Below are 20,216 nucleotides of genomic sequence, written 5' to 3'. Positions count from 1 at the left end.
CATGATATACCTTAGTTCGGGTAATTTCGACAGAAAATACATCCAGCCTTTCCAGTCAAAATAAAAACTGGGATCGCAGCTGCGATCCCAATCGTGGATATAAATTAACAGGTTTTATCTGGATTTACAGGAAGAATCTCTGTATATCATTCCAGGTGACCACAAGCATGAGAAGCATGAGGAGGGCAAAACCGATAAAATGAACCATCCCTTCTTTTTGCCGGTCAATAGGCTTGCCTCTGACAAATTCCACCACAAAGAACATTAATCTTCCACCATCTAGTGCAGGAATTGGTAGTAAATTCATAATCCCTAAGTTAATACTTAGGATTCCTGCCCATTTCATTAAATAATAAATACCCGATTTTGCTACTTCATCAGTAGATTTGTAAATGCCCACTGGACCTGAAAGTGCGTCAATCGTAAATTGTCCAGTAACTAATTTTCCAAGCATTACAAAAATCTGCTTCGTCCAGAAATAGGTTTCTGTAAAGCCAGATTTTACGGCTTGAACGGGTGACTTTTCAACAGGACTGTAGACCCCGATGATCCCCATTTTCTCACCCTCGACTGTTTTCTCAAGGGGAGTTACTTGAATTTCATTTTCTTTCCCATTACGAATTACTAAAAAATCAAGTTTTTTATTTGGATTTTCTCGAATAATTTCAACGACATCCGACCAGCTTGATATTTCGGAGCCATTAATACTTTGAACGATATCGCCTTTTTGCAAACCAGCTGATTTTGCCGCACCGTCCGGTGTAATAACACCCAGTTTGGGTTCGTTCGATGGCACACCCTGTAACAAGGCAATGATGATAAACACGACGAAAGCTAAAACAAAATTCATCATTGGACCAGCAAAAATAGCCATAAATCTTTGACCTAATGTTTTTGAACCAAATTGTCGATCAAGTGGAGCAATTTGTGATTCAATACCATTTTCAACAATGACTGCAGTTGGACTAACGATAAAAGTTTGCAAACTTTCATTTTCATCTTCCGGATATCCTTTTACCACTAAATCCTTTTCGATATCCGCAAACTCCACTTCCACAATCCGACAGTTAGGGAATTTTTCTTTATTATTTAATATGATTTTATTGACTTTATTTTCCTTGTCAAACATGAGACCAATTCGATATCCAGGCTTGATTTCAACCATTTCAGGATCTTCTCCTGCCATGCGGACAAATCCGCCGATAGGCAATAACCGGATCGTATAGATTGTCTCACCTTTTTTATGTGTGAATACTTTAGGTCCCATCCCAATTGCAAACTCTCGGCACAAGATACCTGCTCTTTTTGCAAAAATGAAATGACCTAATTCATGAAAGAAGACGAGTGCACCAAAAATCACAATAAATGCAATAACTGTAGTCAATAAAACAACCTCCTTTTTTCAGGATAGGGAAGATCTTTAAACTTCGATAATATGTTTTGCAAACCACTAGTCTCTTTCCTATGGACTTTGAACCATGATTCTAAATTCTTAGAGAAGAGAATGGACAAATTTTCTCGTTTCCTTATCTACCTCTTCAATCAATGTTAAACTTGGGTTCTCCATGGTTTGATGAGCATTTAATGCCTTTTCAATTAAATCCTCAATCTGAAGGAAACGAATTTTACCTGCTAAAAATGCGGCAACTGCTGTTTCATTGGCTGCATTTAAGACGGTTGGCAGTGTTCCGCCTTTTTTACCTGCAAAATAGGCAAACTGTAGACTTCGGAAGCGTTCGACATCCATCTCCTGAAAGTGCAGCTTTCCTACACTGGCCAAATTTAAACGGTTTGCTGATTTACGCGGCAGGCGATCAGGATAGGTAAGGGCATATTGAATTGGTACTCTCATATCGGGTGTTCCAAGTTGGGCAATGATACTTGAGTCATGAAATTCAACCATCGAATGAATAATACTTTCTTTGTGAAGCAGCACATCAATTTTTTCATAGGGCATTGCGAACAGCCAGTGTGCCTCGATGACCTCTAATCCTTTATTCATCATCGTTGCGGAATCAATGGTGATTTTCGCTCCCATCGACCAATTTGGATGGTTTAGTGCCTTTTGAACGGTAACATGTTCTAACTCCTGACGCGTTTTATCTCGAAAGCTCCCCCCAGAAGCAGTTAAGATTAATCTTTCGATATTTTTATCCTTTTCTCCTTGTAAAGCTTGAAAAATGGCTGAATGTTCACTGTCAACAGGAAGCAACGGAACATTATTCCTTTTTGCAGCTTCCATAACGAGATGTCCTGCTGTCACCAATGTTTCTTTATTGGCAATGGCAATAGCCTTTCCACATTCAATCGCTTGTAATGTAGGGTGAAGACCAATACTGCCCAAGACAGCATTAACGAGGATTCCAGATTTCTCATAAATAGCTACCTCAACTAGTCCCTCATTGCCATAGGTAAACTTTGTTTGGGGAAATTCTGCTTTTAATGTATTACAATCACTATAGTCTTGTACAGAAACAAGCCCTGGTTTAAATTCTACTATTAATTTCCGAGCCAAATCGATATTTTTGCCAACAGAAAAGGCTGCTAAATGAAATTCTGTTGGATGCTCACGGATAATATCGATCGTTTGCATCCCAATCGAACCAGTTGCACCTAATAAACTAATTATTTTCAAAGCTGTCAACTCCTATTAAAAAACACAAACATCTATACCCAAAGATGAAATAAGTGTAATATTGGCCAAACAAATAACAGGCTGTCAAAACGATCCAGTATTCCCCCATGGCCAGGTAAGATTGTTCCTGAATCTTTCACATTAAAATGACGTTTGAACGCTGATTGAACGAGATCGCCAATTTGTCCAAAAACAGAAAGGACAATCGTAATGCCAATTAAGGTCAATAGACTGACTGTAATGTCGCTAAAAAGGACAAATAAGATAGCAACAATTACGGCACATATCACGCCGCCGATTGAACCTTCAACGGTTTTATTTGGACTGATTTCTGGCCAAAGCTTGTTTTTACCAAAAGATTTTCCGATAAAATAAGCACCCGAATCCGTTGCCCAAATAATAAATAGAGAATAAAAAATATAAACAAGTCCCGCCTCACGCGTTTCCATAAAAAAGTAAAAGCCCATCCCAACATATACTGCAGACAGAATGGAAAAGGAAACATCCTCAAATGTAAAACGGTTCTTGGTAATTACCGTATACGCTAATAATAAGAGAATTAATATAATCCCCAGCTCTGTTTTTGAATAATAAAAGGTTGAGATTACATCATTATATTGTTTGGGAAAGATGATCACCCAAAGAAATAAAAGTGAGAGCAATCCATTGATTGTAAAAGGGTTTATTTTTCTCATTTTTAATAATTCATACAATCCAATTGTTGCGAGAAAATACGTTAACAAAACAAAAGGTAGTCCCCCATAAAATACAATTGGCACAAATAAGGCAGCTGCTACGACTCCTGTTATGATTCTTTGTTTCATCTACTAATTCAACACCTTTATTGTTCTACTAAGAAGTACAGAAATGCTCAATCACCTTTTTTAAATTAAGCAGGTCATTATTAAATTCCGCCAAACCGACGCTGACGTTTTTGATAGGCATGAATGGCTTCCAGTAAATGTTCTTCACTAAAATCCGGCCATAATACATCCGTAAACCAAAACTCTGAGTACGCCAATTGCCAGAGCATAAAGTTACTCAAACGAATTTCGCCACTAGTTCTAATTAACAAATCCGGGTCAGAAAAAAGGGAAGTCATTAAATAAGAGGAAAAGACTTGCTCGTCAAGTTCTGTCTCCTTCAGTATACCATTCTTACTATCAATTATGACTTGTTTAACGGCATCGAGAATTTCCGCCCTGCTTCCATAATTCAAGGCAAAATTTAACACTAGTCCTGTATTATTTTTTGTTTCTTCTATAGCTTTTTCAATTGCTTGGCGTGTATGTATAGGCAGCTGATTTTTATATCCCATCATTTTAACTTGAACATTATTCTCGATTAATTCAGGAAGAAAGGTACCTAAAAATTCTTCTGGAAGCCTCATAATATATTCCACTTCATTTTTCGGACGTTTCCAGTTCTCCGTTGAAAAAGCATATAAAGTTAGGGCCTTAATCCCAAGATTATTGGCAAGCATCGTAGTTTTACGAACAACCTTCATGCCTTCGTGGTGTCCGGCAATTCGCGGTAATGCCCTTTTTTTCGCCCATCGCCCGTTGCCGTCCATAATTATGGCAATGTGCTCTGGTACAGGCAACTCTTTTATTTCTTCTATTTTATCTCGGAGTGTGGAAGAGTTATTTGGCTTCTTCCAAAGCCTAAATTTTTTCAACATAACATTGCTCCTCAAATAGTTAATCATTTCCTCCGATAATAAATCATGCATTCAAAATCATATATTCATATGTAACAGATCGCTTTTCAGGTGAGATGATTTAATCATACCAAAAAATCGAGAAGATATCTCTAATAATAACTTATGTAAAATAAAAGGAATTAAGAATAATGTTCAGAAAATTTCTTGGACAATCGCCGTCCTAAAAACATCAATATAGATTAAAAAACCCCCTAAAAAGAGGGTCTTTTTTCAAAACAAGTGGATATATGATTACACTTCTAAGATTTCTTTTTCTTTATCTTTAGTAATTTGGTCAATTCTTTGAATATTCTCATCCGTAAGCTTTTGAATATCATCAGAATAACCACGAAGTGCATCTTCTGTAATTTCACCATTTTTCTCAAGCTTTTTCAAATCATCATTGCCATCACGGCGAATATTGCGTATTGCTACTTTCGCTTCTTCCGATTCTTTTCTAACCAATTTCACAAGTTCTTTACGACGTTCTTCCGTCAATTGCGGAATAGCAAGACGAATGACAGTCCCATCGTTAGTTGGATTTAAACCTAAATCAGACTTCAAGATGGCTTTTTCAATATCACCAAGAATTGATTTATCATAGGGTTGAATAACCAGCAGTCTTGCTTCTGGAGTTGAAATTCCTGCCATTTGATTTACAGGTGTAGGAGCACCATAATAATCAATAGTAATCCGATCAAGTAAAGAAGCACTAGCTCTTCCCGCACGGATACTTGCAAGCTCTCGAGTATAAGACTGAATTGCTTTGGTCATACGATCTTTTGTAGATGCGATAACTTGTTTTGGCATTAGTTTTTCCCCCTTACAATAGTACCTATTTTTTCACCCATAACAGCCTTTTTAATATTGCCCTGCTCCATAATTGAAAAGACAATAAGCGGAATATCATTATCCATACAAAGGGAAGATGCAGTTGAGTCCATAACGGCTAAACCTTCCTTAATAACATCCAGGAATGTTAAATCTTCATACTTAGTCGCAGTTGCATCGATGCGCGGGTCAGCCGAATAAACACCATCGACATTATTTTTTGCCATTAAAATCACTTCAGCATCAATTTCAGCTGCCCTTAACGCTGCAGTTGTATCCGTTGAGAAGTAAGGGTTACCAGTCCCTGCAGCAAAAATAACCACCCGATTCTTCTCTAAATGTCTTATTGCCCGACGTCTAATATACGGTTCTGCAACTTGGCGCATCTCTATAGATGTTTGCACACGTGATTCAATGCCTAGATGTTCTAAACTATCTTGCAGTGCTAATGAATTCATAACGGTAGCAAGCATGCCCATATAATCGGCTGTAGCTCTGTCCATGCCCATTTCACTGCCAATTTTCCCACGCCAAATGTTACCTCCACCAACAACGACTGCTACTTCAACTCCAAGCTCTGCGATTTCTTTAACTTGAATAGCAATCGACTTGATTACAGAAGGTTTAATCCCAAAGCTCGACTCACCAGCAAGTGCTTCTCCGCTCAATTTTAAAACCACTCGTTTGTACTTAGGACCGTTCATATAAACCTCCGTATGTAATTATTTAAGGCACAGCGCCCTAGTCAGACGCTGGAGCCAGATATTGCACAAAGTTCGTTCCTTCAAAAATAGGGAACACACCGTGTCCCCTATTCATAAACCTATTACAGTAACATTCTCATAACAACATGTTTAGTTTAAACTAGAGAATATTTGACTATTGTTTATTTACTTGGTTCATAACTTCTTCTGCAAAGTTATCTTCACGTTTTTCGATTCCTTCGCCTACTTCATAGCGTACAAATTCGCGAAGTGTTGCACCTTTTGATTCAACAAATTGACCCACTTTTTGATCTGGATTTTTAACGAAACTTTGGTCAAGAACACAAACATCTTCAAAGTATTTGCCAAGACGGCCTTCAACCATTTTTTCAACGATCTTCTCAGGCTTGCCTTCGTTAAGTGCTTGTTGTGTTAAGACTTGACGCTCGTGTTCCACTTCTTCTTGTGATACTTGATCACGAGAAACATATTTTGGTCTTAATGCTGCGATGTGCATAGAAATGTCTTTTGCTGCATCCGCATCGGTTGAACCTTCAAGTACAGTTAATACGCTGATACGGCCGCCCATGTGAAGGTAAGCACCAAAAGCATCATTGTCAGTTTTTGATAGGACTGCAAAACGACGAAGTGTAAGTTTTTCTCCGATTTTTGCAATTGCAGCGTTGATGTGATCAGCAACCGTTGCACCGTTTTCCAAAGTTTGTGTTAGAGCTTCCTCAACAGAAGCAGGATTGTTTTTCAAAAGGTGTTGAGCAAGTTCCTTCACAAGTGATTGGAAACCTTCGTTTTTTGCAACGAAATCAGTCTCTGAGTTAACTTCAAGAATAACCGCTTGGTTGCCTTCTGTTAAAATAGAAGTTAATCCTTCTGCAGCAATACGATCAGCTTTATTTGCTGCTTTTGAAATACCTTTTTCACGTAAGAAATCGATTGCTTTCTCCATATCACCATCTGTTGCTGTAAGAGCTTTTTTACAGTCCATCATACCTGCGCCTGTTTTTTCACGTAATTCTTTAACCATTTGAGCTGTAACTGCCATAATAAATTTCCTCCTTTATACTATGTACTATACACATATCTTAGCCATTCAAACTTAAGATAAACATTTCTTAAAAAAAGGTGATAAAGGGTCTCCCTCTTATCACCTTTTGAAAACATCCAAATCTTACGCTTGTACTTCTTCGCCTTGTTTAGCTTCAAGAATAGCATCAGCCATTTTACCAGTTAAAAGTTTAACTGCACGAATAGCATCATCGTTCGCAGGAATAACTACGTCGATTTCATCTGGATCACAGTTTGTATCAACAATACCTACGATAGGAATGTTCAATTTCTTAGCTTCTGCAACTGCAATACGCTCTTTACGAGGATCGATGATAAATAAAGCATCTGGAAGTTGCTTCATGTCTTTAATTCCGCCTAGGAATTTTTCAAGACGTTCTTGTTCTTTCTTTAATTGTACTACTTCTTTCTTTGGTAGTACTTCGAAAGTACCGTCTTCTGACATTCTTTCAATATCTTTTAAGCGGCCAATACGTTTTTGAATTGTTTCAAAGTTAGTTAATGTACCACCTAACCAACGTTGGTTAACATAGTACATACCAGAACGGCCTGCTTCTTCTTTAACAGAATCTTGAGCTTGTTTCTTTGTACCAACAAAAAGAACTGTTCCGCCGTTACCAGCAAGTTCCTTAACCCAGTTATAAGCTTCTTCAACTTTTTTAACTGTTTTTTGTAGGTCGATGATATAAATACCGTTACGTTCTGTGAAGATATATTTCTTCATTTTTGGGTTCCAACGGCGAGTTTGGTGTCCGAAATGTACACCAGCTTCAAGCAATTGCTTCATAGAAATTACTGACATGTTTTTTCCTCCTAGTGGTTTGTTTTCCTCCGCTCATCTCATTTTTAAGCAGAAACTGTTATGAACAGCACCATCTGTTTAAATCAATAAGCGTGTGTATTAACACCATGAAATAATATAGCATAAGTAAATCTAACAATCAAGTTTTACTTTTATAAAAATAAAAAATCCCTAGCATTGACTAGGGATTTATATATTACTTCGATCTTAATTTATCAAGTTCAATAAGAAACTTATCATTTAAGACTTTAATATACGTTCCTTTCATTCCAAGAGAACGTGACTCGATGACCCCTGCACTTTCAAGCTTTCTTAGTGCATTGACAATAACTGAACGTGTAATCCCAACACGGTCTGCAATTTTCGATGCAACAAGTAAGCCTTCATGGCCATTTAGTTCTTCAAAAATATGTTCAATAGCTTCTAGTTCACTATATGATAATGAACTGATGGCCATTTGCACAACTGCCTTACTTCTTGCTTCCTCTTCAATTTCTTCAGCTTTTTCACGTAAGATCTCCATACCTACTACAGTTGCTCCATATTCAGCAAGGATTAAATCATCATCATGGAATTTTTCTTCCAATCTTGCAAGAATTAATGTTCCAAGACGCTCCCCGCCGCCAATAATAGGTACGATTGTTGTTAAGCCTTCATGGAATAGATCATCGTTTTCTACTGGAAAAGCAGTATATTGGCTTTCAATATCAAGATTTGATGAAGTTTCTTGGATATTAAACAAACTCTTTGTATATTCTTCAGGAAATTGGCGATCCTCAAACATTTTTTTCATTCTTTCATTTTCAATTTGCTGATAAATTGAAAATCCTAAAAGCTTTCCGCGACGGCTGACAATGTATACATTTGCTTCAATTACTTCACTCAATACTTCAGACATTTCCTTGAAATTCACCGGCTTGCCAGCTGCCTTTTGCAATAGTACATTTATTCTTCTTGTTTTTGTAAGTAAATCCATCTGTTTCTTCCTCCTAATTAACTATAACCATTATTAAATTTTATTGTTAATACGCTATATTGACGTATTGGGTATTATGCAAGAAAAGACGTTTTTCCCGATCATTCAGGAAAAACTAGCTGTTCCTAAAGAATAAATTGGGATAAGTCTTTGTTTTTCGAAATAGCCCCAAGTTTATCATCTACATACTGTGGTGTAATCGTAATCTTCTCCATCGTGATATCAGGAGCTTCAAATGATAAGTCTTCTAATAGCTTTTCTAATATCGTATGAAGTCGTCTTGCCCCAATATTGTCTGTATTTTGATTTACTTCAAATGCTACTTCTGCAATTCTACGAATAGCATCGTCAGAAAATTCAATTTGTATACCTTCTGTTTCCAATAATGCTTGATATTGTTTAATCAAGGCATTATCTGGCTCCACCAAAATTCTGAAGAAATCATCAACTGTCAATTTCGTTAGTTCAACACGAATTGGAAAACGTCCTTGAAGCTCTGGGATTAAGTCTGATGGTTTAGCAATGTGAAAAGCCCCAGCTGCGATAAATAATACATGATCCGTTTTCATCGAACCATATTTCGTTACGACCGTTGATCCTTCTACAACTGGTAAGATATCTCGCTGAACACCTTCTCTTGAAACATCAGCTGAAGAACCACCTGAATTTTTGCTTGCAATTTTATCGATCTCATCAATAAAAATAATCCCTGTTTGTTCAGCTCGATAAATAGCTTCTGACGATACTTCATCCATATCGATCAGCTTTGCAGCTTCTTCACTTGTAAGTACTTTTCTAGCTTCACGGACCGTTAATTTTCTTCTTTTTCTTTTTTTCGGCATAAAGCTGCTGAGGGCATCTTGCATATTCATCCCCATTTGTTCAATCCCTGATCCTTGGAGCATATCGAACATGGAAGGAGTCTGCTCTTCTACTTCTACTGTTACGATTTCGTCTTCTAATTGACCAAGAGCCAATTTTTCTTTGACAATCTTCCGTTTTTCCTGAACAGAATAGTCTTCTTGATTCGTCTCTTGTTCAGTGGAAGAATTCCCGCCGCCAAATAACATTTCGAGCGGGTTTTTATAGTTGTTAGCTTTTTTTGCAGTTGGTACAAGTAAATCTAACAGCCTGCTGTTTGCATTTTCTTCTGCAAGTTCTTTTACACTTTGCATCCGGTCTTCTTTTACTAATCGAACTGATGTTTCAACAAGATCCCTAACCATCGATTCCACATCACGGCCGACATAGCCCACTTCTGTGAATTTAGTCGCTTCCACTTTAATAAACGGTGCACCAACTAACTTTGCCATCCGTCTAGCAATTTCTGTTTTACCGACACCGGTTGGCCCGATCATTAAAATGTTTTTCGGAATAATTTCTTCTCGAAGCTTGTCAGTTAAAAGGCCTCTTCTATAACGATTCCTTAAAGCAACAGCAACTGCTTTCTTTGCATCCTTTTGCCCAATGATATATTGATCAAGTCTTTCAACAATTTGGCGGGGTGTTAAATCGGTTGTCTTTACCATACGTTCAATCTCCTCCCATTAAAGCTCTTCAACGATAATGTTGTGGTTCGTGAATACACATATATCTGCGGCTATTTCTAAAGAAGCTTTGGCAATTTCTTTTGCAGTTAATTGATCCCCTGCAAACTTTTTCAAAGAACGTCCTGCCGCTAATGCATAATTTCCACCCGAGCCAATCGCGAGTATCCCGTCATCAGGTTCGATTACTTCTCCAGTTCCGGAAACAAGAAGCAAACTTTCACGATTCATCACAATTAACATAGCTTCCAACTTACGAAGCATTTTGTCGCTTCTCCATTCTTTGGCAAGTTCGACCGCTGCCCTTTGAAGATTACCATTATATTCTTCTAATTTACCCTCAAACAATTCAAAGAGAGTAAATGCATCTGCTACAGAACCTGCAAAACCAGCTAATACTTTACCATTAAATATCTTTCTTACTTTTCTTGCTGTGTGCTTCATCACCACCGAATTTCCTAATGTCACTTGGCCATCACCAGACATAGAACACTCTCCGTTATGATGAATGGCAAATATGGTAGTTGCGTGAAATTCACCCATAACTTATCTTCCTCCTTTTGGAGCAATTTCTGTTTAAAAAACACAAATGGTATGTAAATAATTGAGTTAAGTTGATTCTTAAGTCATTACTTGCAAAGATTTGAAAAAACCGAATTCACTGAACCCAAGTTGGTAATGTTCAATTGTATTGTGCTTAATTCTTGTATATTTGTAAACATCAAATAAATAAGTTTAATAAATCATTCACATTTATCATACTATTTACCTGACAAGGGCTACTAAATCGTATCATACTTCAATAACCCTTGCAAGAAACTTTACAAAACTTTCACAAAGTTCTGAATTGTGTCCAGTGCACGATTGGCATGCTGTAAATTCCTTTCCTGCTTCCCTTTTATTTTTACAGGCAGTTCAGGAAATAATCCAAAATTCGCATTCATGGGCTGAAAATTAGCGGGATTAGCTGTCGTTATATAACGAGCCATACTGCCAATCGCTGTTTCAGCAGGAAACTCGACTGTCTCCATCCCGTTCACTAATCGTGCGGCATTAATCCCTGCAATTAACCCGCTTGCTGCTGATTCCACGTACCCCTCAACACCCGTCATTTGGCCGGCAAAAAATAAATCTTCACGATTCCGGAATTGATAAGTAGCCTTCAATACTTTTGGAGAATTAATAAATGTGTTGCGGTGCATAACACCATATCGGATAATTTCAGCATTTTCAAGACCAGGTATCAGCTGAATGACTTCCTTTTGAGCTCCCCACTTTAAATGTGTCTGAAAACCGACAATATTAAACAGCGTTCCAGCTGCATCATCTTGACGAAGCTGTACAACTGCAAATGGTCTTTTCCCTGTTTTTGGGTCTTCCAAACCAACTGGCTTTAGCGGTCCGAAGAGCATTGTTTTCTTTCCTCTTCCGGCCATTACTTCAATTGGCATACAGCCTTCAAAAAAGACTTCCTTTTCAAATTCCTTCACTGGGGCAGTCTCAGCTGAAATCAAAGCATCATAAAACCGATTAAATTCTTCCTCTGTCATCGGACAATTTAAATAGGCTGCTTCGCCCTTATCATAACGGGACTTTAAGTAAACTTTATCCATATTAATACTTTCTTTTTCAAGAATCGGAGCGGCGGCATCATAAAAATAAAGATAATCCTCACCGGTAATACTCTTGAGCTGCGCAGAAAGAGCCTCACTGGTGAGTGGTCCTGTTGCAATAACAGTTGGTCCAGCAGGAATTTCAGTTACCTCTTCATTAATAACCGTCACATTTTCATGATTTTTAACCATCTCCGTCACTTTAGCGGCAAATTCATGACGATCGACAGCCAATGCTCCACCAGCAGGTACCGAACATGCATCAGCTGCTGCGATAATAACGGAATCAAGCTTTCTCATTTCTTCCTTTAATACCCCAACAGCGTTTGTTAACGTATTAGCCCTTAATGAATTACTGCAGACTAATTCAGCAAATTTATCTGTATGATGTGCAGGTGTTTGCTTGACAGGACGCATCTCAAAAAGTCTAACCTTTACGCCACGCTTTGCAATTTGCCATGCTGCTTCACTTCCAGCCAAACCAGCACCGACTACATTAATTGTTACTTCTTCCATTTAGAACCTCCTAAATTTCTTACTGGTATTTAATGCTCTCTACCAGTTTGGATAAAAAAGTACGTTATATATACCTTTCCCACAATTAAGTCCATCTTGCATTGTACTATACGAAAGAGAAACAAAAAAGTTTTTTGTTTTTTAGTAAAAAGAAAAAGAGTGGTTGGACCCACTCTTTAACTCTGTTGTTCTTCCTTGTAATCACATGCCGTACATTGTACTTGAACACCTTTTTTCAATTTCTTTTCGACAAGCAGACCGTCACATTTAGGGCAAGCTCTCGGTAATGGCTTATCCCAGGAGATAAATTCACACTCAGGGTATCTGGTACAGCCGTAAAATAACCTTTTTTTCTTGCTCTTACGTTCAATAATTTGGCCTTCTTTACAAGTAGGGCAAGTAACGCCAATTTCTTTCACAATTGCTTTAGTATTGCGACATTCAGGAAAATTGCTGCAAGCCATGAATTTTCCATATCTGCCCATTTTGAATACCATTGGGTTTCCACAGAGCTCACAATCCTCACCGGCTGGCTCATCTTTAATTTCAATGGATTGCATTTCTTTTTCAGCTATTTCTAAGTGCGTTTCAAAGTCGCGATAAAATTCATCGATAATTTGTACCCAGCTTACTTTTCCATCTTCAACATTGTCTAATCCCTGTTCCATTTTAGCTGTAAATTCTACATCAAGAATTTCAGGGAAGAATTCTAGAATAAGATCATTAATAATCTCTCCTAGTTCCGTTGGAATAAAGCGTTTATTATCAAGCGCAACATAGCCCCGTTTTTGAATCGTATCCAAAGTAGGTGCGTATGTTGAAGGTCGACCGATTCCCAACTCTTCTAACGTTTTTACAAGTCTTGCTTCCGTGTATCGTGGCGGCGGCTGGGTGAAGTGCTGTTTTGGCTCAATATCCTTTTTAAACACTTCATCTCCTTCTTTTAGATCCGGAAGCATTTTATTCGGTCCATCTATTTGGTCATCCGAACCTTCTACGTAAAGCTTCATAAAGCCGGGAAACTTTATTTTGGATCCAGTAGCTCGAAAGATGACATTTCCATTCTGCAAATCGACACTCATGGTGTCCATGGTTGCCTGTGCCATTTGACTCGCTAAAAATCGTTCCCATATTAATTTATATAAGCGGAGTTGATCACGAGAAAGAAATTCTTTTAAACTGTTGGGATCTCTTAATGTACTTGTTGGACGAATGCCTTCATGTGCATCTTGAGCATTCGTTTGCTTCTTTTCTTTTCTTTGTTCTTCCTTTAAAAAATTCTCACCATATTCAGCTTTAATATAACTTGCAGCCTCTGTCTGAGCAATGTCGGAAATTCGAGTAGAATCTGTTCTCATATATGTAATGAGACCCACCGTTCCCTCTTTTCCAAGCTCAATTCCTTCGTAAAGCTGTTGGGCTAGCATCATTGTTTTCTTCGCACGGAAGTTAAGCTTTCTAGCTGCTTCCTGCTGTAGGGATGAGGTAATAAAAGGTGGCGCCGGGTTTCTGCGGCGTTCTTTTTTAGTCACAGACATAACTTTGAACTTATTATCCTTCAATTGCTGTAAAACCGCGTTAACCTCTTCTTCCTTTCTAAGTTCACTTTTATTTTGATCAACTAAAGAATGAAAAGCTGCGCTAAATTGATCTTTCCCCTTTAAAAATTCGCCTTCAATCGTCCAGTATTCTTCAGGAGTAAATGCTTTTATTTCTTTCTCCCTGTCAATGATCAAACGCGTTGCAACGGACTGAACTCGTCCCGCACTTAATCCTTTTTTTACTTTTTTCCAGAGAAGCGGGCTAATATTATAGCCGACGAGACGATCTAAAATTCTTCGAGCCTGTTGAGCATCGACCAAATCCATATTAATTGAGCGTGGATGCTTAAAGGATTCTTTTATCGCGTCCTTAGTTATTTCATTAAAAACAACGCGGCAATCTGAGTTAATATCAACACCTAGACTATGCGCTAAATGCCAGGCAATGGCTTCCCCTTCACGATCCGGGTCAGCTGCGAGATAAACTTTTTTTGCCTTTTTGGCTGCCGTTTTTAATTCCTTTAAAACAGGACCTTTACCACGGATTGTAATATACTTTGGTTCGAAATTATTTTCTACGTTTACACCCATTTGACTCCGTGGCAAATCACGAACATGCCCCATCGATGCTTTTACTTTATATTTATTTCCTAAATATCGTTCAATTGTTTTCGCTTTTGCTGGCGATTCTACAATTACCAGAAATTCTGCCATTCAATATCCTCCTTAAGAGGGAAAGTGTGAAAGCAACTTGAAATTGGCGTGTGCCTTCTTCTAAGTGCTAACCATTTGAGAAGTTTTCCTAATTTCCAGTGTTAACAATTTAAACCGGAGAAAATACTTTACAAAACTGCCTTATCCCAAAAAATTTCACTTATATAGTAGCCTTTTATTTAATCTATTATTATTTTCTAACTTCTGTTGGAAAATGTATAACATAATAGAAATTTTTGCAACCTTTTTCAGCTAAATTCTCCATTTATTCGAAAAAACCTGCAATTATAACCATTTTATTGATAAGTTTCTATCATCTTCTAGAGTTTAATCTTATTTCTTCCAAAATATCCTCAGCTCTTGTGACAAGTTTTGCCCCTTGTTGAATTAACTCATTTGCCCCAGTTGAATAAGGATTAAAAATACTTCCCGGAAGTGAAAACACATCCCGTCCTTCATTAACGGCAAAATTGGCCGTAATCAACGAACCGCTTTTTCGCTTTGCTTCTATAATAAACGTTCCATTCGCTAAACCGCTAATAATTCGATTCCGAGCAGGGAAATGCCATCTGAGCGGTTTGGTATCAGGAGGATATTCTGAAAGGACTAATTGAGTTTTCATCATGTCTCGTGCAAGACTTAAATTTTCCTTAGGGTATATGTGGAATAAACCACCTGCAATTACAGCGATTGTTTTTCCACCATTTTTAATCGCATATTCATGTGCAAGGGCATCGATTCCCTTAGCTAGTCCACTAACGATCAGGACGCCATGTTCAATGAGCTCGGGAAAGATAAGTCGAATCGCATTTTTTCCATATTGAGTAGCTTGACGAGAACCAACCACAGCAAGCTTTGGTTCTGTTTCTAATAGAGATAAATCGCCCTTAGCAAATAAAGCCCAGGGCGGCTGATAAATTTCTTTTAAAAAGTGGGGATATTCTTTTTCAAAAATAGTGATGACGGCAATGTCATTGGTTTCATATTGTCGGATTTGTTCATGAATGATTTCGGGATGAAGAGTAAGGATAGAAGATGTTGTTGAAGGGTTATCGAGGTTGGTAGAAGGAAAAAGTAAATTTTGCTGATGGGATTGTGTTTGTAATTGATACAGGTACTTTAATGTCGGGTCTTTTTTTAACATTTGGAATACAGTATTCCAAGTGATATTGGGGTAATGAAGCAAATGAATCAGTTTTTCTTTAAAGTCATCCATCGTAACAAACCTCCATTTTATTTTATTTTATTATTAAATGACTCTGTTAAACTTAGTTGTTGATTTCCGTTCCAGGCACTTCGCTTTCCGCGGGGCGACCGCCGAGCCTCCTCGACACTGCGTGTCTGTGGGGTCTCGCCTGTCTCGCTTCTCCCGCGGGAGTCTTCGTGCCTTCCACTTCAATCAACAAGTGGTCAATTAATCAACATAATTCTTTAACAAAGTCTATTAAATAATGATAAAATAGTCCCTCAATTGTATAAGGGACTATCTGAATCATCTTAAGCTGTTATATTAGTGTGTTTTACACTTATCATATAAGCCTTGTTCTTTTAAGACACCGATTAAAGTTTCGCCCATAACAGATGGTGTATCGGCCACTTTAATGCCACACTCGTTCATGACGCGGATCTTTTCATCTGCTGTTCCTTTTCCGCCAGAAATTATGGCACCAGCATGTCCCATACGCTTTCCAGCAGGGGCGGTACGTCCACCGATAAAGCCAACTACAGGTTTTGTCATGTTTGCTTTTACCCATTCAGCAGCTTCTTCTTCTGCTGTTCCACCGATCTCACCAATCATGATAACCGCATATGTTTCTGGGTCTTCATTAAAGGCTTTTAACACATCGATGAAGTTTGTTCCGTTCACAGGGTCTCCACCAATACCTACTGCTGTTGTTTGGCCAAGGCCTGCTGTTGTTAATTGATGTACTGCCTCGTATGTTAATGTTCCAGAACGAGAAACAACACCTACATGGCCTTTCGTATGAATGTAACCAGGCATGATCCCGATTTTACATTCATCAGCTGTAATCACACCAGGACAGTTTGGACCTACTAAACGAGTCTTCTTGCCCTCCATATAACGTTTGACTTTGACCATATCCAAAACTGGAATATGCTCTGTTATACAAATAACAAGATCTAGCTCAGCATCGACTGCTTCAATGATGGAATCAGCAGCAAAAGGCGCTGGAACATAGATAACAGAAGCATTGGCACCAGTAGCATCAACTGCATCTTTCACAGTGTTGAAGACAGGTACTCCTTCTACTTCTTGACCGCCTTTACCAGGTGATGTACCGCCGACAATTTTTGTACCATATTCAAGCATTTGCTTTGTATGAAAACGAGCAGTGCCGCCTGTAATCCCTTGAACAATAACCTTTGTATCTTTATTAATAAAAACGCCCACGTTAATTCCCCTTTCTCCTCGATCCTATTTCACTAATGAAACGATTTTTTGTGCGCCATCAGCCATGGATTCAGCAGCGATAATGTCAACACTTGACTCTCTTAGGATTTTCTTACCTAAGTCAACATTTGTTCCTTCTAAGCGAACAACAAGCGGCACACTAAGTCCAACCTGCTTAGCTGCTTCTACAACACCCTCAGCAATAACATCACACTTCATGATTCCACCAAAGATATTTACAAAAATACCTTTTACGTTTGGATCAGAAAGGATAATTTTGAATGCTTCTGTCACTTTTTCAGCAGTTGCGCCGCCGCCGACATCAAGGAAGTTAGCAGGGTCACCGCTGTAATGTTTAATAATATCCATTGTTGACATCGCAAGTCCGGCACCATTAACCATACAGCCAATGTTTCCATCTAACGCAACATAGCTTAAATCATATTTAGATGCTTCAATTTCTTTTGCATCTTCTTCTTCAAGATCACGATATGCTAGTATATCTTTTTGACGGTATAAAGCATTCGAGTCGAAGTTTAATTTTGCATCTAAGGCCATTACTTTGCCATCCCCAGTTACCACAAGCGGGTTGATTTCAGCAATGGAGCAATCCTTTTCGATATAAGCATTATAAAGACCCGTCATAAACTTCACTGCTTGATTAACCAGCTCTTTTGGAATGTTAATATTGAAAGCAATACGACGTGCTTGGAATGGCTGTAAACCAATTGCAGGATCAATTTCTTCTTTAAAAATTTTCTCTGGGGATTTTGCTGCAACTTCTTCAATTTCTGTACCGCCCTCTTCTGATGCCATTAAAACAACACGAGAAGTAGCACGGTCTAGCACTAAACCAACATAGTATTCTTTCTTAATGTCGCAGCCCTCTTCGATTAACAAGCGCTTTACTTCTTTGCCCTCAGGACCTGTTTGGTGTGTTACTAAAGTTTTTCCGAGGATTTCATTTGCATATGTACGAACCTCTTCAAGGTTTTTCGCCACTTTTACTCCACCGGCTTTCCCCCGTCCGCCTGCATGGATTTGCGCTTTCACCACACATACTTGTGTGCCTAGTTCTTTAGCAGCTTCTACAGCCTCTTCAACCGTGAATGCCACTTTTCCATTTGGAACCGCTACCCCGTAGTTTCTGAGGATCTCTTTCCCTTGATACTCATGGATATTCATTTCCCATCCTCCTATCAAACTCTTCAAAAAATTGACTCCGTTTTCATTTTATAGAATGATGCAAAACTTGTCTACCTTAAAGCTTTAAAATTATATTCATCTTTAAAAGATTCTGAATAATGCATTTAAAAAACCATTAAATTAGATGATCCTACATTATTAAATCCAAAATTTACTAAAAAAAGATATCCAAAAACAAAAGGTCAGACCTTTTTTCAGGATATCCTAACTTCAACTATTATTTTTGTAGAAAATCTTTGACTGGTGCGAAGCTTTTTCGATGATAGGAAGTAATCCCATACTGCTCGATTGCTTGAATATGTTCCTTTGTGCCATATCCCATATTATGTTGGAAACCATAAGCAGGATAAGTTAACGAAATTTCTTTCATTAGCGCATCTCTTGCAACTTTAGCCACAATCGAAGCTGCCGCAATGGAGATACTTTTAGCATCTCCTTTAATAATCGATTCTGTTGGATATGGAGTCTCGAGTTTCATCGCATCAATCAACAAGAAATCGGGTTTAGGCTCTAATGAGATGACAGCTGATTTCATTGCTTTTTTTGTTGCTTCATAAATATTTATCTCATCAATTTCCTCAGCCGGGATCATCGAAATACCAATCGCGAGTGCTTCTCTGCGTATGACTTCATCGTATTCCTGCCGTTTTTTCTCTGAAAGCTTTTTTGAATCATCAATACCGGCCAAGAAAAAGTCAGCAGGCAATATAACAGCAGCCGCTACAACTGGACCTGCCAGCGGACCTCTCCCTACTTCATCAATACCCGCAATAAGTTGGAATCCTTGTGCACGAAATTTTCGTTCGTAAGCATTCATTTCATTAAATTTATCGTGCAGGAATTTTTCTTGTTCTCTTTGTTTTTTCCACTTTGCCAGCTTTTGCTGTACCCCTTTTCTTTCATCCTTCTGAAGTTCTAAAAGAAAGGAGTCCGTTTCATCTAAAATTGTTGTCAGTTTTGCTTCAATTTCTGCAATGGATAATTTTTTCATGTTACACACCTTATTTTTTTCGAAAAATAAGCTCCCCGACAGGAGAGCTAGTTTATTTTAATATTTTCTTCAGTTAATGGAATATCTTTTGGTCTTTCAAATGTCAGCGGTCCAAATTTCTCGGTGCGAATTTCTCTAATAACCAATTCTGCCACCTTATCATAATCTACTATGCCTCCGCCCGTCAGACAGCCTCTCAGCTTGCCGATATGGTCAAACAACTCCACCACATCCTCAGGAAGTTCCGACAGCTTGTATCGTTCCTGTAAACGCTCTGGATAGGCACGTTCCAAAAAGTTTAGCGTGTAAATGGTTAGATCATGCAGGTTTAATAATGTATCTTTAATTGCACCTGTAATAGCCAACTTCATTCCAACCTCTTGGTCTTCAAATTTTGGCCATAAAATTCCTGGTGTATCAAGCAAGTCCATTTCTTTTCCTACTTTAATCCATTGTTGTGCCTTTGTTACTCCAGGGGTATTCCCTGTTTTAGCGAGGTTTCTCTTTGCCAGCCGGTTAATAAGCGTTGACTTTCCTGCATTAGGGATGCCAACAATCATCGCGCGAGTTGCTCTCGGGTTTACCCCTCTTGCTCTTAACCTGTCAAATTTTTCTTTCAAAATTTCATTGGAGGCATTAACGATGCTTTTCATGCCTTCGCCGGCTTGAGAATTAATTGCCAAAGCTTTTATGCCCTTATTTGCAAAATAGGCTATCCATTCCCTTGTTGCTTCTTTATCAGCCATATCTGCTTTATTTAATAAAACCAATCTCGGTTTGTGCTGGATAATTTCATCAATCATTGGATTTCTTGAAGAATACGGAATTCTCGCATCCACCAATTCAAAAATGATATCGACCAGCTTTAACTTTTCCGTGACCTCTCTGCGAGCCTTAGCCATATGGCCTGGAAACCATTGGATCGTCAAAGCGCCACCTCCT

General features: G+C 38.3%; 18 protein-coding genes. All 18 read right to left on the bottom strand.

Annotated features, from left to right (window positions below):
- Positions 1-124 precede the first annotated feature (124 nt).
- Positions 125-1,384, bottom strand: coding sequence for an RIP metalloprotease RseP (gene rseP, locus AC3ANL_RS08630; RefSeq protein WP_488328813.1), 1,260 nt, complete (start codon positions 1,382-1,384; stop codon positions 125-127).
- Between the two features lie 108 nt (positions 1,385-1,492).
- Positions 1,493-2,635, bottom strand: a complete 1,143-nt coding sequence (gene dxr, locus AC3ANL_RS08625; protein ID WP_488328812.1) for a 1-deoxy-D-xylulose-5-phosphate reductoisomerase — start codon at positions 2,633-2,635, stop codon at positions 1,493-1,495.
- Between the two features lie 32 nt (positions 2,636-2,667).
- Positions 2,668-3,459 (bottom strand): phosphatidate cytidylyltransferase, encoded by a 792-nt coding sequence (locus tag AC3ANL_RS08620; protein ID WP_488328811.1) that lies wholly within the window; start codon positions 3,457-3,459, stop codon positions 2,668-2,670.
- 80 nt (positions 3,460-3,539) lie between these two features.
- Complete coding sequence (gene uppS, locus AC3ANL_RS08615) at positions 3,540-4,316, bottom strand: undecaprenyl pyrophosphate synthase (RefSeq protein ID WP_488328810.1); 777 nt, start codon at positions 4,314-4,316, stop codon at positions 3,540-3,542.
- A 273-nt stretch (positions 4,317-4,589) separates the two neighbouring features.
- On the bottom strand, positions 4,590-5,147 hold the full coding sequence (gene frr, locus AC3ANL_RS08610) for a ribosome recycling factor (protein ID WP_488328809.1): 558 nt from the start codon (positions 5,145-5,147) through the stop codon (positions 4,590-4,592).
- On the bottom strand, positions 5,147-5,872 hold the full coding sequence (gene pyrH / locus AC3ANL_RS08605; RefSeq protein WP_488328808.1) for a UMP kinase: 726 nt from the start codon (positions 5,870-5,872) through the stop codon (positions 5,147-5,149). Before pyrH ends, frr begins: the two co-directional genes overlap by 1 nt.
- A 175-nt stretch (positions 5,873-6,047) precedes the next feature.
- Entirely contained in the window at positions 6,048-6,932 is an 885-nt protein-coding gene (gene tsf, locus AC3ANL_RS08600) for a translation elongation factor Ts (protein WP_488328807.1), read from the bottom strand.
- Positions 6,933-7,058: 126 nt separating this feature from the next.
- Complete coding sequence (rpsB, locus tag AC3ANL_RS08595) at positions 7,059-7,757, bottom strand: 30S ribosomal protein S2 (protein ID WP_488328806.1); 699 nt, start codon at positions 7,755-7,757, stop codon at positions 7,059-7,061.
- Positions 7,758-7,953: 196 nt separating this feature from the next.
- Positions 7,954-8,733: a GTP-sensing pleiotropic transcriptional regulator CodY gene (codY, locus tag AC3ANL_RS08590; protein WP_488328805.1), complete on the bottom strand. Its 780-nt coding sequence runs from the start codon at positions 8,731-8,733 to the stop codon at positions 7,954-7,956.
- 125 nt (positions 8,734-8,858) lie between these two features.
- Positions 8,859-10,262 (bottom strand): ATP-dependent protease ATPase subunit HslU, encoded by a 1,404-nt coding sequence (gene hslU / locus AC3ANL_RS08585; protein ID WP_488328804.1) that lies wholly within the window; start codon positions 10,260-10,262, stop codon positions 8,859-8,861.
- An 18-nt stretch (positions 10,263-10,280) separates the two neighbouring features.
- Positions 10,281-10,823, bottom strand: a complete 543-nt coding sequence (gene hslV, locus AC3ANL_RS08580) for an ATP-dependent protease subunit HslV (protein ID WP_488328803.1) — start codon at positions 10,821-10,823, stop codon at positions 10,281-10,283.
- Positions 10,824-11,101: 278 nt separating this feature from the next.
- Complete coding sequence (gene trmFO / locus AC3ANL_RS08575; protein ID WP_488328802.1) at positions 11,102-12,409, bottom strand: FADH(2)-oxidizing methylenetetrahydrofolate--tRNA-(uracil(54)-C(5))-methyltransferase TrmFO; 1,308 nt, start codon at positions 12,407-12,409, stop codon at positions 11,102-11,104.
- A gap of 176 nt (positions 12,410-12,585) precedes the next feature.
- Entirely contained in the window at positions 12,586-14,664 is a 2,079-nt protein-coding gene (gene topA, locus AC3ANL_RS08570; RefSeq protein WP_488328801.1) for a type I DNA topoisomerase, read from the bottom strand.
- 313 nt (positions 14,665-14,977) lie between these two features.
- Positions 14,978-15,880 carry a DNA-processing protein DprA gene (gene dprA, locus AC3ANL_RS08565; RefSeq protein ID WP_488328800.1) on the bottom strand — a complete coding sequence of 301 codons (903 nt, stop codon included), beginning with the start codon at positions 15,878-15,880 and terminating at the stop codon, positions 14,978-14,980.
- Positions 15,881-16,174: 294 nt separating this feature from the next.
- Positions 16,175-17,077, bottom strand: coding sequence for a succinate--CoA ligase subunit alpha (gene sucD / locus AC3ANL_RS08560; protein WP_488328799.1), 903 nt, complete (start codon positions 17,075-17,077; stop codon positions 16,175-16,177).
- Between the two features lie 24 nt (positions 17,078-17,101).
- Complete coding sequence (sucC, locus tag AC3ANL_RS08555) at positions 17,102-18,262, bottom strand: ADP-forming succinate--CoA ligase subunit beta (RefSeq protein ID WP_488328798.1); 1,161 nt, start codon at positions 18,260-18,262, stop codon at positions 17,102-17,104.
- 238 nt (positions 18,263-18,500) lie between these two features.
- Positions 18,501-19,274: a ribonuclease HII gene (rnhB, locus tag AC3ANL_RS08550; RefSeq protein WP_488328797.1), complete on the bottom strand. Its 774-nt coding sequence runs from the start codon at positions 19,272-19,274 to the stop codon at positions 18,501-18,503.
- Between the two features lie 47 nt (positions 19,275-19,321).
- Positions 19,322-20,203: a ribosome biogenesis GTPase YlqF gene (ylqF, locus tag AC3ANL_RS08545; RefSeq protein ID WP_488328796.1), complete on the bottom strand. Its 882-nt coding sequence runs from the start codon at positions 20,201-20,203 to the stop codon at positions 19,322-19,324.
- Between the last annotated feature and the right edge of the window lie 13 nt (positions 20,204-20,216).

The sequence above is a fragment of the Neobacillus sp. DHD-1R genome, assembly GCF_057747995.1.
This window is presented reverse-complemented; position numbering and strand designations above follow the sequence as displayed.

Coding starts and splice junctions, on each gene's coding strand:
- AC3ANL_RS08620 (WP_488328811.1), bottom strand. CDS start 3,459: ATGAAACAAAGAATCATAACAGGAGTCGTAGCAGCTGCCTTATTTGTG.
- tsf (WP_488328807.1), bottom strand. CDS start 6,932: ATGGCAGTTACAGCTCAAATGGTTAAAGAATTACGTGAAAAAACAGGC.
- hslU (WP_488328804.1), bottom strand. CDS start 10,262: ATGGTAAAGACAACCGATTTAACACCCCGCCAAATTGTTGAAAGACTT.
- topA (WP_488328801.1), bottom strand. CDS start 14,664: ATGGCAGAATTTCTGGTAATTGTAGAATCGCCAGCAAAAGCGAAAACA.
- uppS (WP_488328810.1), bottom strand. CDS start 4,316: ATGTTGAAAAAATTTAGGCTTTGGAAGAAGCCAAATAACTCTTCCACA.
- trmFO (WP_488328802.1), bottom strand. CDS start 12,409: ATGGAAGAAGTAACAATTAATGTAGTCGGTGCTGGTTTGGCTGGAAGT.
- hslV (WP_488328803.1), bottom strand. CDS start 10,823: ATGGGTGAATTTCACGCAACTACCATATTTGCCATTCATCATAACGGA.
- dprA (WP_488328800.1), bottom strand. CDS start 15,880: ATGGATGACTTTAAAGAAAAACTGATTCATTTGCTTCATTACCCCAAT.
- frr (WP_488328809.1), bottom strand. CDS start 5,147: ATGCCAAAACAAGTTATCGCATCTACAAAAGATCGTATGACCAAAGCA.
- rnhB (WP_488328797.1), bottom strand. CDS start 19,274: ATGAAAAAATTATCCATTGCAGAAATTGAAGCAAAACTGACAACAATT.
- pyrH (WP_488328808.1), bottom strand. CDS start 5,872: ATGAACGGTCCTAAGTACAAACGAGTGGTTTTAAAATTGAGCGGAGAA.
- codY (WP_488328805.1), bottom strand. CDS start 8,733: ATGGATTTACTTACAAAAACAAGAAGAATAAATGTACTATTGCAAAAG.
- rpsB (WP_488328806.1), bottom strand. CDS start 7,757: ATGTCAGTAATTTCTATGAAGCAATTGCTTGAAGCTGGTGTACATTTC.
- sucC (WP_488328798.1), bottom strand. CDS start 18,262: ATGAATATCCATGAGTATCAAGGGAAAGAGATCCTCAGAAACTACGGG.